We start from the raw sequence: 17331 nt of genomic DNA on the forward strand, positions 1-17331 counted from the left end.
TCAATATCATATGCTCATGAAATGAACGGGTAAGCAACCTTTGTCACTGATATCATCAGGCAAAGGTTGCTTTTTTGCGTTAATCATCCGTTTACAAATGACGCAAATGATAGTCTATGCAAGTAAACGCTTGCATTATCAAATAACTTACGATTAAATGGAGTAGATGATCTGATCTGGCTCCGCTAGGGAGACATACATATGCTGGATGAACGCTCAATCTTGATTGCACTGCATGGAACAACAGGTATTGGCTGGAAAAGAATCTATGATATACTACAACAGCATGCAGATCTGCGCGAACTGCCGACATGGAGTGCCGGACGCTGGCGTAGTTTGGGCATGCCTGAGAAAGTGGCACAGGCGCTGGTTGCTCATTTGCATAAGCAGCAGATCGAAGCGTTACTGAATAAGTATCATCAACAACATATTCAAGTCGTAACGATTATGGACGAAGAGTATCCTGTATTAATGAAGGAAATTGCACAGCCGCCTTGGGTATTGTATGTACGCGGACAGCAAAAGCTGCTGAATTCTTTCTGTATCGGTATGGTCGGAACGAGAGTACCTACCGCTTATGGCAAGCGTGTTGGTGAATGGTTAGCTGGCGGTTTGGCAGAACGTGGCATTACAGTTGTAAGTGGTATGGCGCGCGGAATCGATAGCGTCTGTCATGAAGCAGCCTTGCAGGTGAATGGTTCTACGATTGCCGTGCTAGGTACAGGCATTGATGTCATTTATCCACCGGAAAATCGTTCGCTGTATGAGCGGTTGCATCAGTATGGATTGATCATATCGGAGTATCCACCCGGTACACGCCCATCACCCGGAACGTTTCCACAGCGTAATCGGATTATTGCTGGAATGTCGCACGGTTCGATTGTGGTGGAAGCGGATGAACGGAGCGGATCTTTGATTACAGCAGACTATGCGATGGATTGCAATCGTGACGTATTTGCCGTACCCGGTCCGATCACTTCACCCAAAAGCAAAGGCACATTATCGCTTCTCAAACAGGGCGCTATTCTAGTCACTGATATTGGCGATATCACAGCGGAATATGATTCAAGTTTATACAAATGGTGTGATAAACCATACGACGAACAGGAAGAAAATGTATCGGTTTCCACCGATAATCAACCCCTATGTTCGGCGCCCGCCAATATTTCTCATTTGACAGAACAGGAAAAGACGATATACCTTATATTGGAGCAGGGCGATGCAAGTATTGATGAAATCCAATCCCAATCGCAATTTGATTTTGGACTTTTGCATACTGTTCTGTTATCTTTAATCATAAAAAAACAGATCAGTCAGCGCGCTGGCGCAATATACACCCTCATATAATTTCAAATTATAGATAGAATACGAGAAAGGGGGACAAACCTGTGGCAGATTCACTCGTTATTGTAGAATCACCGGCAAAAGCGAAAACCATTGGCAAGTATCTTGGTAGCAAATTTATTGTGAAAGCATCAATGGGTCATGTCCGTGATTTGCCAAAAAGCCAGATTGGTGTTGATGTTGAAAATGACTTCGATCCCAAATACATTACTATTCGCGGTAAAGGTTCTGTTCTGAAAGAATTAAAAGATGCACGGAAAAAAGTGAAAAAAGTGTATCTGGCGGCTGACCCGGATCGCGAAGGAGAAGCTATTGCTTGGCATTTGGCGCATGCACTTGATGTAGCAGATGGCGAAGCATGCCGCGTAGTATTTAATGAAATTACCAAACAGGCGGTCAAAGATGCGTTCAAGACACCTCGTCAGATTAATATGGATCTGGTGAATGCGCAGCAGGCACGTCGTATTTTGGATCGGCTGGTCGGCTACAAGATCAGTCCTTTATTATGGAAAAAAGTGAAAAAAGGATTGTCCGCCGGACGTGTACAATCCGTCGCAGTCAAAATCATCATCGACCGCGAAAATGAAATTTCTGAATTCAAACCGGAAGAATACTGGAGCATTACCGCCAGACTGACAGTGAATGATACAACGTTTGAAGCCAAATTCACTCAGCTGAACGGCGAGAAAAAAGAGCTGCATAGCGAAGATGAAGTGAACGAAGTGCTGGCAGCGATTGCCGATGCGGCATTCGAAGTAACGGAGATCAAAGAACGCGAACGTCTGCGTCACCCAGCTGCTCCGTTTACAACTTCGTCTTTGCAACAGGAAGCGGCGCGCAAGCTGAACTTCCGTGCAGCCAAAACGATGTCTGTCGCGCAGCAATTATATGAAGGAATTGATCTTGGCAAAGAAGGTACGGTCGGTCTGATCACCTATATGCGTACCGACTCTACCCGGATTGCAGCTTCCGCACAAGAGGAAGTACGCGAATATCTGAGTGGCAAATACGGTGCTGATTTTATTCCAGAAGAGCCGCGCCAATATACGAAAAAGAATGCCAATGCGCAGGATGCGCATGAAGCGATTCGTCCAACCTCAGCTGTACGTGATCCTGAATCGGTCAAAGAATATATGAGCCGCGATCAGTTCCGTTTATACAAGCTTGTATGGGAACGCTTTGCTGCAAGCCAGATGGCATCGGCTGTACTGGATACGATGTCTGTCGATATCGCTGTAGGACCGGCTACATTCCGTGCCGTTGGTTCCAAAGTACGTTTTCAAGGTTTTATGAAAGTGTATGTGGAAGGCAATGATGATGGAAAAGAAGAAAGCGAGAAGTTTCTGCCGCCATTGAAGAAAGGCGACAAACTCAACAAAGAAGAGGTTGAGCCTAAGCAACATTTTACCCAGCCACCGCCACGTTATACAGAGGCACGTCTGGTGAAAACGCTGGAAGAACTCGGTATTGGTCGCCCAAGTACGTATGCGCCAACACTCGAAACGATTCAAAAGCGCGGATATGTAGCGATTGAAGAGAAGAAGTTCATGCCAACCGAGCTAGGTGATCTAGTTATTCAGCAAATGGAAGAGTTTTTCCCAGAGATTCTAAATGTCGAGTTTACCGCTAACATGGAACAGGATTTGGACCATGTTGGTGATGGGCAGGAAGACTGGGTACAGGTGCTGAATGAATTTTACGGATCATTTGAGAAGCGTCTGGAAGTAGCAGAAGAGGAAATGAAAGAAATCGAGATCGAGGATGAAGTGTCCGACGAGATTTGTGACAAGTGTGGACGCCATATGGTATACAAACTCGGTCGCTTCGGTAAATTCCTTGCCTGTTCCGGTTTCCCTGATTGTCGTAATACGAAACCAATTATCAAAGATATCGGTGTGGAGTGTCCAACTTGTCATGAAGGGCATGTTGTAGAGCGTCGTAGTAAAAAAGGTCGCATATTCTACGGCTGCAACCGTTATCCAGATTGTGACTTCGTATCATGGGATCGTCCATCGCCGAAGCCTTGTCCAGTATGTCAATCGATGATGGTTGAGAAGCGTAACAAACAAGGTGTCAAACTGCAATGTACGAGTTGTGATCATACCGAAATGGTCGAAGAAAACGATGATGCAGCGGTAGAGTTAGATTGATAGGATGCTCTTGCTGTAGCATCTATGCAAGCACAGTATCGTCAAGCTAGCTACGTTGCCCTATATTAGAATTTTAACTTCATTTAACGTATAATGTGTTTGTATACTTGCAATCACATTATAACCACAGACTTGTATTCAGCTTTGTTTCTGGATACAAGTCGTGTTGTTTTCATTCATGTTCTGTTTTGGTTTTATTATTATCTATCGCAGGAAGATGCAGGGGGTTTTTACATCGTGTCAGAGATTCAAAAGGTAACCGTTATTGGCGCAGGGCTTGCCGGAAGTGAAGCCGCATGGCAGATTGCCAGTCAGGGAGTGCCTGTCACATTATACGAAATGCGTCCAGTTGTGAAGACACCGGCGCACCATACAAACCAGTTCGCTGAATTGGTATGCAGCAACTCACTTCGTTCCAATACAATGGCGAATGCTGTAGGTGTTATGAAGGAAGAAATGCGTATGCTAAACTCGCTTGTATTGAGTGCAGCGGATACTCATGCCGTACCGGCAGGTGGCGCATTGGCTGTAGACCGTGATGGATTTTCCGGTGAAATTACATCTACATTGCACAATCATCCACTGGTGACTGTATTAAATGAAGAAGTGCAGGAGATTCCCAAGGATGGCATCGTCGTTATTGCGACTGGTCCATTAACTTCCCCGGCACTGTCCAAGCAGATTCAAGATCTATTGGGCGAGGAGTATTTCTACTTCTACGATGCAGCTGCACCGATTATTGAGAAAGATTCTATCGACATGAGCAAGGTGTATCTGGCTTCGCGTTATGATAAAGGCGAAGCGGCTTACTTGAACTGTCCGATGAATGAGCAGGAATTTGATGCGTTTTACGAAGCATTGATTGGAGCGGAAACAGCTCAACTGAAAGAATTCGAAAAGGAAATTTATTTTGAAGGCTGCATGCCGATCGAGATTATGATGAAGCGCGGTAAGCAAACCGCACTATTCGGTCCGATGAAGCCAGTCGGTCTGGTCAATCCACATACTGGCGAATTGCCGCATGCTGTCGTTCAACTTCGTCAAGATAATGCTGCTGGAACACTGTACAACATGGTTGGCTTCCAGACGCATTTAAAATGGGGTGAACAGCGCCGTGTGCTGTCCATGATCCCAGGTCTGGAACAGGCAGAGTTTGTACGCTATGGTGTAATGCACCGCAATACGTTTATTAATTCGCCACGTCTGCTGGAACCGACGTATCAGCTGAAGCGTGACAATCGTATTTTCTTTGCCGGACAGATGACTGGTGTTGAAGGATACGTAGAATCTGCTGCTTCTGGTCTGATTGCAGGAATGAATGCTGCACGTCTGGCAAAAGGTGAAGAACTGCTGGAATTGCCGCAGTCAAGCACGCTCGGCAGCATGGCGCATTACATCACTCATGCTGATCCAGACCATTTCCAGCCGATGAATGCGAACTTTGGTCTGTTGCCTAAACCGGAGAAGAAGATCCGCAACAAAAAGGAAAAGAACGAGATGCTTGCCAATCAAGCATTGGATAGCATTCGTTCCTTCTTCAACCTGCCACAGCCTGAGCCGCAACCGGAAGTAGAACAAGAAGCTAAAGTAGTCGAGTAAGAGAAGTTCGTTATAGAATGTTCTGCTTTGACAAAGAATGATCCGTTATTGATCAACGAATAGATACCTATTCTTATGTTAGTTAACGTAATATAGCATGTGTTTTTGTACTCTGCTGATCTTTGATCTGTTTTACAATGTTCTAATCCTATAATAAATGTGTAAATAATCCTGAATGTGCAACTTCTATACAGCTGAACCGTAGTACCGACAGACGATGAACGGGAGGGAAAACAGATGGAGCTTTCATTTCATGCAACAACAATCTGCGCTGTGCGTCATAACGGCAAAGCCGCAATCGCTGGTGATGGTCAGGTGACATTCGGTCAGAATGTAATCATGAAGCAACACGCCAAAAAGATCCGCCGTCTATATCGCGGACAGGTGCTGGCTGGATTTGCCGGTTCCGTTGCTGACGCTATTACGCTGTTTGAGAAATTCGAAGCCAAGCTGGAAGAGCATCATGGGAATTTGCAGCGTGCTGCGGTGGAGCTTGCCAAGGAATGGCGTTCTGACCGTGTACTGCGTAAGTTGGAAGCTTTACTGATCGTAATGGACAAATCCGGTATGCTGCTTATTTCTGGCGGTGGTGAGATTATCGAACCAGATGACGATGTAATCGCCATTGGCTCGGGTGGCAACTTTGCCTTGTCTGCTGCGCGTGCGCTCAAACATCATGGCAAAGATCTGGAAGCGCGCGACATCGTCGAAGCGTCGCTCAACATTGCGGCAGATATTTGTGTGTATACGAATAAGAATATTATTGTAGAAGAATTGTAAGCCTGTCCGGTGAGGGTCGTACTCCAGTAAGGTAGGCGGTCAGCACCGGTTTTTGTTTCTGAAATTAGGATGGAGGGACACAGGATGAGTAAAGATGCCCAGGCGTTAACACCAAGACAGATCGTAGCAGAGTTGGATAAATATATTGTCGGACAAAAAAAGGCGAAAAAATCAGTTGCTGTTGCCTTACGTAACCGCTATCGTCGCAGCCTGCTCCAGGATGATGTTCAGGACGAAATTGTACCCAAAAATATTTTGATGATCGGACCTACTGGTGTCGGTAAAACAGAAATCGCTCGCCGTCTGGCGAAGCTGGTGCATGCGCCATTCGTCAAAGTGGAAGCGACCAAGTTTACCGAAGTTGGGTATGTTGGACGCGATGTAGAATCGATGGTTCGCGATTTGGTAGAGACAGCGATTCGTGTAGTCAAAGCTGAACGCACAGAACAGGTGAAAGACAAAGCCGAAGAAGCTGCCAATGAACAAATTGTGAAGATTCTTGTTCCATCTGGCTTCAAGTCCAAAAATCAGCGTAATCCGTTCGAAATGCTGTTTGGTGGCAATACCAACAATCAGCAAGAAGAACCAACTACACATGAGTACAACAGTGAAGACAACTCTATTCAAGATCGTCGCCGTCAAGTACGTTTTGATTTGTTGAACGGCAAGCTAGAAGAAGACATCATCGAGGTGGAAGTCGAAGATACAACACCGAACATGATGGATATGTTCATGGGTCAAGGTAATGATCAGATGGGCATGAATATGCAGGAGATGCTGGGCAATTTCTTGCCGAAGCGAATGAAGAAACGCAAACTGCCGATTAAGGAAGCACGCAAAGTGCTCACGCAGCAGGAAGCAAACAAATTGATGGATCTGGATGATGTAAATCAAGAATCGCTACGCCGTGCAGAGCAGAGCGGTATCATTTTTATTGATGAGATTGATAAAGTAACAAGTTCTGGTCGCGGTACAGGTCCTGATGTATCACGTGAAGGCGTACAGCGCGATATTTTGCCTATCGTTGAAGGTTCAACGATTATGACCAAGTACGGTCCAGTGAAAACGGACTATATTCTTTTTATTGCTGCTGGTGCGTTCCATACGTCCAAGCCTTCGGACCTCATTCCAGAATTGCAAGGGCGCTTCCCGATTCGGGTGGAATTGGAAAGTTTAACAATGGAAGATTTTGTGAACATTTTAAAAGAACCGAAAAATGCGCTTACACAGCAATATACGTATCTGCTGCGAGCTGAGCAGATCGAATTAGAGTTTTCGGATGAAGCGATTCGTGAGATTGCTAGTATAGCCGCTTCGGTCAATGACAACACCGAGAATATCGGTGCACGTCGATTGCATACGATTATGGAGAAGCTGCTGGAGGATATCTCATTTGAAGCGCCTGAATTGACGCTGGACAAATTTTTGATCACGCCTCAGTATGTGCAGGAGAAACTGAAAGATATCGCTCAGGATCGTGATTTGAGCCAGTATATTTTATAATTACGTACAGATAAAATTGCTTCCCTATCACTATAGGAAGCCAACCAAATAGTCACTATGCATTTTAGGAAAAAGGTGGGGTACTTATTTTACAAGTTCCCCGCCTTTTTCCTATGTTTTCGTAACTGCGAAAATTGTATGATGAATATAACAAATTGATCTACATTATGTATTTCGGTAATCCGATAAACACATGTACACGTATCTATAATATCCGGACAAAATTTAGCCACATTTTCAGATGGATTTTTAAAATGCTTTACGGTATGATAGTGGCGCTTGCGCAAATGCGCAAATCTAAATATAGACCTTCAATAAATTAAAAAATTCATTTCAAAGTGTTAATGCTTTGGAATAAATTGGTTAAAAGTTAACAAGCGCAATATGAGTTAACTCAGCAATAAGTATTATGCCCTAGGATTTAGGACGTAAATAAATATCCTGATAATGGAAAAAGCCATCATCAATATACTTTTTAGCTCAAGTATTACGTTCGAAAGTCATCTCTAACTCCGGAAATTTCAAACTATTTATTGGTTATAAATGTAAAATAAAAGGATTTTAACTAAATAATTGATGTTAATATCTGCTTTTAGTGTCATATTATTTATAATTACTGGAAAAAAATAATCAAAAGAAGACAAAAAAAAAACGATTATTTATGTCAAAAGATAGTCCTTTATTCTCATTGTGCAAAGATCGATTCTCTAGGAAACTTATGGTATCAGTTTTTTAGGAATAATGACGCAGTATGGAATGAAAAGTGTGAATTTGTGAAATGTTTGTCGAATGACAGCGTGAAATGAAAATGATGGAATTTACATTCTCCATTGAGATAAAACAGAATACGAAAGGAGTGACGTAAGTGAATTTGCTGAATGATGCCAGTTTTCGCCGTTTGGAAGGAGCAATTAGTGCTTCTAACCTCAGACAACAAGTGATTACAAACAACATTGCCAACGCAGATACACCTTACTTCAAACGTTCCGAAGTGTCCTTCGAGAACTTGCTGCAATCGCAGATGGATGGAAGTCAAAGCTCCATCAGCGGAATTACAACGAATCCTCGTCACTTTCAAATTGGATCAACGGCTGGCAGTGTTCCTCAAGCAAGCGTTGTGACGGACAACAGTACGGTAATGAACAACAACCTCAATAACGTAGACATGGATGTAGAAATGTCCGATCTAGCTGAGAATCAACTTCGTTACAACACGTACATTGAGCAGGTTAACCATCAGATCAAAATGATGCGAACTGCAATCCAAGGTGGAGGAGCATAATAGATGAAAATCAGTAATGGATTTGATATCAGTGCCTCAGCGTTAACCGCACAGCGACTTCGCATGGACGTTGTATCCTCCAATATCGCGAATGCTGAGACAACTCGTGCAAAAGTTGTTAATGGCGAAGCAGTACCGTATCGCCGCAAAGAGGTCGTTCTTTCAACGAACAAACCATCGTTTGCAGATACGCTAGACTCCGCCATGAGCGGCAGCAATAGTGGCATTGACGGCGTCAAAGCTGTTCAGATCAAAGAAGACCAAGAACCTTTCAAACTCGTTTATAACCCAACACATCCCGACGCTGACAAAAATGGATATGTAAAAATGCCAAACGTCGATACTCTAAAAGAAATGGTGGACATGATATCAGCTTCGCGTTCTTATGAAGCTAACGTAACTGCACTCAATGCCTCCAAGGCGATGATTACAAAAGCCTTGCAAATTGGTAAATGATGAATAGAACATTGGAAGGAGGGGTAATTAATGATTGAAAATACAATGTTTAACAGCAACTCTGTCACTTCACCACTGCAAATGACAACGGGGAATTCGTCAACAAAGCTTGCAACTCCTGGCGAAGCGGTTGATCAATTTGGTTCTTATCTCGCTGATGCTCTGAATCAAGTCAATGCTCAGGAACAAACGGTTCACCAGCTGAACGATAAATTCTTAGTAGGAAAAGCTGATGTGGATCAAGTAATGATCGCAGGTGAAAAGTCGATGCTGAGTCTGCAACTAACTGCCCAGATTCGGAATAAAGCAGTAGAGGCATACCAAGAAATTATGCGTATGCAAATGTAATGACAAGTATGATGCTTCATAGCACAGTTTCGAATGGGGTGACGTTGTGAATGAAAGAGTTGCCCAGTATAGAGATAAAATCGTCCAATACTGGAAAAATTTCAACAGAAATCAAAAGATTCTGCTGATTTCGACACTGGCATTTATCATCATTGCGATCGTCGTGCTGACTATTCAATTCTCCAAAACCGAATATGAAGTAGCATTCCAAAACTTGGATGCTACAGACTCTGCTGCGGTTATGGAATACTTGGATGGACAAGGTATTACTTACCAACTCAGCCAGGATGGAACCAGTATTTCGGTACCTGTTGGAGATGCTGCAAGAGCAAAAGTAGCAGTAGGCTCACAGGGATTGATTCAAAATGGTACGATCGGATTTAGTGAATTTAACACCAGTTCTTCAGCAATCGGTATGACTGACAATGAGTTTAATGTGAAATACAAAAACGCTCTCAACGGCGAGGTATCCCAATTGCTTCGTAATATGAATGGCGTTGAAAATGCCAAAGTTCTGATCAACCTTCCCGAAGAAAGCCTGTTCGCCACTGAGGAGAATCAGGACACAGGTAGCGCTTCGGTTGTTATGCAATTCAAACCAGGTTTCCGTGCTTCGCAAGAAGCAGTCGACGGTTACTTCAACCTGGTTCATACCGCAGTACCCCACCTTCCTATCGATAACATCACGATCACCAACGGCACAGACGGAAGCGAACTCGTAGCCACAGTCAAAGGTGGCGGCTCTGGTAACCTTACCGGCGCAGTTCAAGAAAATATGGCTTTACAGAAAAAATACGAAGCTGACGTTGAAAATAATGTAAGACAATTTTTGTCTCGACTTGTTGGTCCTGATCGTGTCAATGTACTCGTGACATCTACATTAAATTTTGATCAGCGTACAACGAAAGAAGATCGCGTTGAGCCTGTAGACGAAGAGAATATGCAAGGTATTCAGATCAGTGCGCAAAAGATCCAAGAATCTTATACAGGTACTTCTAGTCCTGATAGCGGTACAGCAGGCACAGGAGATACCGATACACCAACCTATCCAGGTGGTTCTTCTTCCGGCAATACCGAATCCGAGAAATCGCAAAGTACAATTAACTATGAAGTGAATCGGATTCACAACGAAATTGCTGCAAGTCCATATCGCGTACAAGATTTGAGCATCAACGTAGTACTTGATCCTATTCCAGGGCAAGATAATACTCCAGTCGTTAATGCTGTTCAGACTATGTTGCAAAATATCGTACGTGCATCTCTTGCTGAGAATGGTGTGGATTATACTAATGCTGCTAATGCCACCGCGATTCAAGGTAAAGTTAGCGTAGTATCGCAAGCATTTGCAACAGACGACACAACGAATACCGGTTTCCTTGCTAACAACTGGCAGTGGATTGCTGCTGTAGCTGCTGCACTCGTGATCGCAATTGTCGGCTTTGTTATCTATCGCCGCCGCAAACAACAAAACGAACAATTGGAAGAAGATATTATGCTTCCTTCCGTTACCGAAATGCCTTCCATTAGTTTGGAAAACTTGACCAATGACAGTCAGGTACGTAAACAGCTTGAATCGCTGGCGAAAAAGAAACCAGACGAATTTGTCAATCTGCTGCGTACATGGCTTGCTGATGAATAAGAGGTGAAAGAGTTTGGCGAAGGCAGCTACATTGAACGGACGTCAAAAAGCGGCTATCCTGCTGATTTCGCTGGGACCTGAAGTATCCGCCCAGATTTTCAAGCATTTGCGCGATGAAGAGATTGAACAATTAACTCTCGAAATTGCCAATGTTCGCAAAGTAGATAGCAACGAAAAAGACTCCGTTGTTTCCGAGTTTCATCAAATTTGTCTGGCTCAGGAATATATCTCGCAAGGCGGTATCAATTACGCCAAAGAGATTTTGGAAAAAGCACTCGGTGAAAACAAGGCACTCGAAGTAATCAATCGCCTGACAGCAACATTGCAGGTACGACCTTTCGATTTTGCCCGCAAAGCCGATCCAAGCCAGATTTTAAACTTTATTCAGAACGAGAATCCGCAAACCATTGCGCTCGTCTTATCGTATTTGCAATTTGAGCAGGCGGCAGTCATTCTGTCGTCCTTGCCACAGGAAAAACAAGCCGAAGTTGCGCGCAGAGTCGCTGTCATGGACAGCACATCGCCTGAGATTATCGCTCAGGTAGAGCGCGTACTGGAGCAAAAGTTATCCTCTACCGTAACGCAGGACTACACCAACGCTGGTGGTATCGAATCGATCGTTCAGATTTTGAACGGTGTCGATCGTGGTACAGAACGTACCATTCTGGATTCTTTGGAAATTCAAGACCCGGAACTGGCAGAAGAAATCAAAAAGCGGATGTTTGTATTCGAAGATATTGTCAACGTCGACAATCGCTCCATCCAGCGCATTATCCGCGATGTGGAAAATGCAGATCTACAGCTGGCACTCAAAGTGGCGAGCGAAGATGTACGCGAAGCGGTATTTTCCAATATGTCCAAACGTATGGCAGATACATTCAAAGAAGAAATGGAATTTATGGGTCCTGTGCGGCTTAAAGATGTCGAAGAGGCTCAAAGCCGTATCGTAGGTATTATCCGCAGACTCGAAGAGTCCGGTGAAATTATTATAGCCCGTGGCGGAGGAGATGATATCATTGTCTAATTTGATAAAATCATCCCAGTATATTCCGGTTGAAATTTTAAAAAAGTTAGATCTTGGTAAAGATTACTTCAAAGCTACCGATCTGGCAGGTAATGCCGATCATGTGCCTCATGTTATTTATGATCAACCTAGAGTGGATCAACAGACCGTTTTAATGAAAGAACAGATGCTAACCGACGCTCGCGAGTTTGCGGAACGTCAGGTGCGCGAAGCAGCCGAGGAAGCCGAGCGGTTGCTGCAAAATGCGCAGGATATGATTTCTTCCTGGTGGGAAGAACGTCGTGAGCAGGATGAACATCTGGTCGAAGCCGTTAAAGCACAAGCGTTTCAAGAAGGATTTGAAGAAGGTAGAGAACGTGCGGAACAGGAAATGCAGCAACGGATTCATGACATGATGACCGAAGCACAGCTTGTCCTGTCCCAAGCGTACGAAGCCAAAGACCAAATCATTCAAGAAGCAGAACCTTTTCTCGTTGATCTAAGCTGTGGTATTGCCGAGAAAGTCATTGACAAAGAACTTGGCGAACAGCCTGAACTCGTAATGTCATTGATCAAGAAAACTTTATCACGCAAGCGTGAACAGGGCGTGATTACCTTATGTGTAAGTCCAGCGCAGTTTGACTTTATCCATACAGCGCGCGAAGAACTAGTACTGTCGATTGACTCACAGGCAGAACTGCAAATTTTGCCCGATGCTACTGTACGCGATCGCGGCTGTGTCATTCGCTCTTCTTTTGGAAGTGTGGATGCACGTATCGATACACAATTAACCGAACTCAAAAAAGAATTGCTGCGACTGGCGCTGCATGACGAAGAGCGGGGGAATGGAAATGCAGGATCTTAATGCAGGACGTTACCTGGACTATCTGAAACAGCTGGACCCGATTCGAATCAATGGCAAGGTAACACAGGTTATCGGTCTGATGGTCGAATCCGAAGGACCAGACGCCAGTATCGGCGATGTTTGTTATATTTACCCGACCAAAGGGGCTGACCCGCTTCGTGCAGAGGTAGTCGGTTTCCGAGATAACAAAGTATTGCTTATGCCGCTTGGCGAATTGCAATCGATTGGTCCAGGTTGTGATGTCGTCGGCACAGGCAAACCGCTAACTGTACAGGTTGGCTCTGAACTACTCGGCAAAGTGCTGGATGGTCTGGGACAGCCGCTAGATGATTCGCTACTGCCAGCGCGGATGACACATTACTCTACGTTTAATTCTCCACCAAATCCAATGACACGCCCACGGGTGCAAGATCCGATGAGTGTAGGGGTACGAGCCATTGATGGACTATTGACTATCGGTAAAGGACAGCGTGTTGGTATTTTCGCCGGTTCCGGTGTTGGTAAGAGTACTCTGATGGGCATGATTGCCCGCAATACCGAAGCCGATGTAAACGTAATCGCCCTGATCGGCGAACGTGGACGCGAAGTGCGCGACTTTATTGAACGGGATTTGGGTCCTGAAGGGCTACAACGCTCCATAGTCATTGTTGCAACATCTGATCAGCCAGCGCTGATTCGTATCAAAGGGGCTTTGATCGCTACAACGATTGCTGAATATTTCCGTGATCGCGGTATGAATGTAATGTTTATGATGGACTCCGTTACCCGGTATGCGATGGCGCAGCGTGAAGTTGGGTTAGCTGTTGGCGAACCGCCAGCGATGAGAGGGTATACGCCTTCCGTATTTGCTGGACTTCCCAAACTGCTAGAACGTGCAGGTACTGGACCTAATGGTTCGATTACCGCCTTTTACACCGTGCTGGTAGATGGGGACGATATGAACGAACCGATTGCCGATGCGGTACGGGGGATACTGGATGGTCACATCGTACTCAACCGTTCGATTGCGAACAAAGGACAATTCCCGGCGATCGACGTGCTTGCAAGTATCAGCCGCGTAATGAAAGACATCGTTAGTGAAGATCAGAACGATGCAGCAAATAATATGAAACGGCTTATGTCGGTTTATAAGGAATCTGAAGATTTGATCAATATCGGCGCTTATCAACAAGGTTCCAGTCCAGATATTGACGAAGCCATTTCTCGTATCCGGGATGTGTGGAACTTTACAAGACAGAAGGTACACGAAAAGACAACATTGCCTGAAGCACAGGAGCAGATGATTTCCGAATTTGTGAGGAGCTGATAGATCATGAATTTCCGATATAACTTCCAAAAAGTTGTCGATATCAAATCAAGTGCAAAAAACCAAGCTGAGTGGATGTTGTCCACTGCACTAGGCGAACTGCAAACAGAGGAGCAATCTCTTCAGCAATTACTGGAAGATCAGAACCGAACGCTGGAAGCTATCAATCAGGCGATCGAGCAACGCGCGCCAATCTCCGACCTTCAGGATATGCAGCGCTATGTCGTGTACTTGGATAAAGCTATTGCTGGTAAAATCAATGATGTACACAAAGCTCAATTAAATGTAGATCACAAAAAGCTTCATTTAACAGAGAAAATGGTCGATGAAAAAGTATGGCTGCAAGCGAAAGATAAAGCAAAAGCCAAATTTACGCAAGAGCAGATGCTTCGTGAGCAAAACGAACTGGACGAAATGGCGACCGTACGGTACGCAATGCAGTCCAGATAAACCATTGCATCTCAGTAGTGGTTAACGTAACAAACCGCTATAAGTAGATAACTGGTATGTATGACGAATGGCAGCGAAGCCAGGCAGCTCAAGGAGGTTTACCGTGGCGAAGAAAACACTGGATATGGAAGTGGAGAAGGAAGGCGGCGGTCTTGGACGGTTCCTATTCATTGCCACTCCCATTCTGTTTACCCTAGTACTAGTAGGAGCAATCATCATGCTGTTCAATGTTGATTTGCGCAATAGCATGTTCAGTACACTTGATAAAATTCCGATAGTGAAAAATTGGATTCCGTCTGCCGATAATAGTAGTACGACAGCAGCATCTACTCAGGATGAGAGCAATTCGGCTACCGTTGATCAATTGAAAAAAGACCTGGCTGCTTCTCAGAAAACACAAACAGATCAAGCTCAGCAGATCAAAGACTTGCAATCCAAGCTTACCAGTCAGTCTAGTACTACAGGCAGTGGAACCGGTACAGGGGCAGCTACTGGCGGAACGACAGGTACAACGAACAGTACTGGTACGACAGGAGCGACAAGTGGAACAACCACATCGACTGTACAAACCGAGCAAGATAAACAATTGAAAAATCTGGCTAATGTTTACGCGGATATGAGTTCCTCCAAAGCAGCAGCCATTATGCAAAATATGACGACCGATGAACAAGTGCTTATTTTCAGCAAAATGAATGCTGAAGCACAGGCTGGTATCCTGCAAAAGATGGATGCTAAAGTGGCAGCGGAAACATCGCTGGCACTGAAAAATGCAACAACAGCAAGCCTTGCGTTGCTGCAAAGCAAAACAAGTAATCCTCAGACACCGGCTACGCCGAGTACTAGCATGAGCGTGTCGGACATGGCACAGACTTTTACAACTATGCCTGCCAGCAGTGCAGCTTCATTATTACTGCAAACCGCCAAAGTTAGTCAAACCAAAGTGCTTCAAGTATTAAACACGATGGATGATACTACTCGTGCAAGCGTATTGTCAGCAATGTCGACATCAGATCCTGCAACGACTGCCCAGATCGTCAACCGACTACTGGCAAACTAATTTGATGAGGTGATCGGAATCATTTCCTATTCTTATCATTATTCATTACTAGGGAACTCTTTCTCATTCATTTTTCATGCCAAGGAGGTGATAATAAATGAGTATGATACTACAAAACCTGACTACATCATCCACACCGACACCCGCCGCTAAAGTCTCGGGTAATGCTGGAACAACCGGCACCGGTTTTAACCAGACATTATCATACGTAATGAATACTGCTGGTGGTACGGCAGCGACCGCAACTACAGGCAATGCAGCAGCGGCAACAGCATCCGCCGCTGGAGGTCAATCGCTTTCTGGCTTGATGGGTAGTGCAGCTTCTCTTCTGGAAATGCTGCAAGCACTGATTTCCGGTGATCAGCAGGTAGATGATCAACAAGGCGATGGCAAAAGCGTTCAGAAAGTGGATAAGCTGATGGACGATCTGCTGAAAAAGCTGCAAGAGATGGATTCTTCCATTATGAATGATCCAGCGTTAATGCAATCCTTGCAAGCATGGCTTGTGCAAGTTCAACAAGTACTGAATGGCGGCTCCGCAGAACAAGGAACCACTGCTACAGATGCGGATGGACAAGCAGATCAAGCAACCGCTCAATCGATTACAGCAGCTTTACCGGTACTAGCACAGCAAGCGGACACGATCCGGTTTGCGGTAGCAGATGCAGTATCCCAAATCGTGGACAAACTGCAAGGTGTACAAAATGGTACCCAGCAAGCAGATCCGAAGCTGGAGCAACTGCTGACCAATCTGCAAAATGTTTTGCAGCAGGTAGGTAGTGGTTCATCGACATCATCGGATAGCGGACAGAGTAACCAGCAAAACCAAGCACCTGTCCAAATCGTAGTAAATAATGAAACCAAAGCAGCAGAAGCTACAACAACGGCTGCCGCAACACAGGAAACGGCTGAGCCTGAAGCAACGACAGCAACACCAGCCAATCAGCAACAGCAACCGGTTATCGTGACCGCAGGGCAACTGGCAATGCGTGCAGAAGCGACACCGCTGACCAGCACACAGGCACCAGCAGCAAGCGTAAACGTGAATGCTTTCCCGGATGAGATGAGCAAGTTTATCGTCAGCAAAATGGATATCCATCAGCTAAATGGCGTGTCTGAAGCACGAATCATTCTGAACCCTGAAAATCTGGGTCAAGTTGATGTGAAGATCAGCATTCAGGATGGACAGGTTATGGCACAGTTCATCACCGAGAAACACGGCGCTAAAGATGCATTGGAACAACAAATGTCTCAATTGCGTACAGCCCTTCAATCTCAGGGGCTTCAGGTCGATAAACTAGAAGTAGCCCAAAGTTCTTCGCTCTTCTCTGATATGTACAACGGTGGACAAGGCTTCCAATCCAATGCAGGCCAGCAACAGTCTGGACGACGCTCCAAGTCAAAAGACGAGCAGTCTGACGATGCGATGTTGACCGCCGAGATCGGTAACGAGTTGAAGGAATGGCGTGAAGAGCAACAAGCTTCCGGCAATACTGCGGGAGTGGCACATATGCTGAATTACGGTAGCACCTATGTAGCAAAAGCGTAA

Annotated in this window: 15 protein-coding genes; all 15 read left to right on the forward strand. The window is 45.0% G+C overall.

Annotation, left to right across the window (positions count from 1 at the left end; translation table 11 throughout):
* Positions 1–201 precede the first annotated feature (201 nt).
* The 15 genes from dprA (at position 202) to ACE3MZ_RS09060 (ending at position 17331) form a co-directional block, all read left to right on the forward strand.
* Positions 202–1347 (forward strand): DNA-processing protein DprA, encoded by a 1146-nt coding sequence (gene dprA / locus ACE3MZ_RS08990; RefSeq protein WP_411346096.1) that lies wholly within the window; start codon positions 202–204, stop codon positions 1345–1347.
* 41 nt (positions 1348–1388) lie between these two features.
* A complete protein-coding gene (gene topA / locus ACE3MZ_RS08995) occupies positions 1389–3494 on the forward strand; it encodes a type I DNA topoisomerase (protein WP_411346097.1) in 2106 nt (701 codons plus the stop codon).
* 237 nt (positions 3495–3731) lie between these two features.
* The gene (gene trmFO / locus ACE3MZ_RS09000) at positions 3732–5093 is read left to right on the forward strand and encodes an FADH(2)-oxidizing methylenetetrahydrofolate--tRNA-(uracil(54)-C(5))-methyltransferase TrmFO (RefSeq protein ID WP_411346098.1); all 1362 of its coding nucleotides are present in this window, start codon (positions 3732–3734) and stop codon (positions 5091–5093) included.
* A 237-nt stretch (positions 5094–5330) separates the two neighbouring features.
* Positions 5331–5873 carry an ATP-dependent protease subunit HslV gene (gene hslV / locus ACE3MZ_RS09005; protein WP_411346099.1) on the forward strand — a complete coding sequence of 181 codons (543 nt, stop codon included), beginning with the start codon at positions 5331–5333 and terminating at the stop codon, positions 5871–5873.
* 84 nt (positions 5874–5957) lie between these two features.
* Entirely contained in the window at positions 5958–7376 is a 1419-nt protein-coding gene (hslU, locus tag ACE3MZ_RS09010; RefSeq protein WP_411346100.1) for an ATP-dependent protease ATPase subunit HslU, read from the forward strand.
* A gap of 865 nt (positions 7377–8241) precedes the next feature.
* On the forward strand, positions 8242–8658 hold the full coding sequence (gene flgB, locus ACE3MZ_RS09015; protein ID WP_411346101.1) for a flagellar basal body rod protein FlgB: 417 nt from the start codon (positions 8242–8244) through the stop codon (positions 8656–8658).
* Positions 8659–8661: 3 nt separating this feature from the next.
* Positions 8662–9114 (forward strand): flagellar basal body rod protein FlgC, encoded by a 453-nt coding sequence (flgC, locus tag ACE3MZ_RS09020; RefSeq protein WP_411346102.1) that lies wholly within the window; start codon positions 8662–8664, stop codon positions 9112–9114.
* 30 nt (positions 9115–9144) lie between these two features.
* Positions 9145–9462 (forward strand): flagellar hook-basal body complex protein FliE, encoded by a 318-nt coding sequence (fliE, locus tag ACE3MZ_RS09025; protein WP_411346103.1) that lies wholly within the window; start codon positions 9145–9147, stop codon positions 9460–9462.
* A 46-nt stretch (positions 9463–9508) separates the two neighbouring features.
* The gene (gene fliF / locus ACE3MZ_RS09030) at positions 9509–11101 is read left to right on the forward strand and encodes a flagellar basal-body MS-ring/collar protein FliF (RefSeq protein WP_411346104.1); all 1593 of its coding nucleotides are present in this window, start codon (positions 9509–9511) and stop codon (positions 11099–11101) included.
* Positions 11102–11114: 13 nt separating this feature from the next.
* Positions 11115–12125, forward strand: a complete 1011-nt coding sequence (gene fliG / locus ACE3MZ_RS09035; RefSeq protein WP_411346105.1) for a flagellar motor switch protein FliG — start codon at positions 11115–11117, stop codon at positions 12123–12125.
* Positions 12118–12969 carry a FliH/SctL family protein gene (locus tag ACE3MZ_RS09040; RefSeq protein WP_411346106.1) on the forward strand — a complete coding sequence of 284 codons (852 nt, stop codon included), beginning with the start codon at positions 12118–12120 and terminating at the stop codon, positions 12967–12969. Before fliG ends, ACE3MZ_RS09040 begins: the two co-directional genes overlap by 8 nt.
* Complete coding sequence (gene fliI, locus ACE3MZ_RS09045) at positions 12956–14275, forward strand: flagellar protein export ATPase FliI (RefSeq protein ID WP_411346107.1); 1320 nt, start codon at positions 12956–12958, stop codon at positions 14273–14275. The genes ACE3MZ_RS09040 and fliI overlap by 14 nt, the downstream gene beginning before the upstream one ends.
* Before the next feature lie 6 nt (positions 14276–14281).
* The gene (gene fliJ / locus ACE3MZ_RS09050) at positions 14282–14725 is read left to right on the forward strand and encodes a flagellar export protein FliJ (protein ID WP_411346108.1); all 444 of its coding nucleotides are present in this window, start codon (positions 14282–14284) and stop codon (positions 14723–14725) included.
* 103 nt (positions 14726–14828) lie between these two features.
* Positions 14829–15782, forward strand: a complete 954-nt coding sequence (locus ACE3MZ_RS09055; protein WP_411346109.1) for a MotE family protein — start codon at positions 14829–14831, stop codon at positions 15780–15782.
* A gap of 97 nt (positions 15783–15879) precedes the next feature.
* Complete coding sequence (locus ACE3MZ_RS09060) at positions 15880–17331, forward strand: flagellar hook-length control protein FliK (RefSeq protein ID WP_411346110.1); 1452 nt, start codon at positions 15880–15882, stop codon at positions 17329–17331.

It is taken from the genome of Paenibacillus sp. WLX1005 (assembly GCF_046603685.1).
Classification (GTDB): Bacteria; Bacillota; Bacilli; order Paenibacillales; family Paenibacillaceae; genus Saccharibacillus.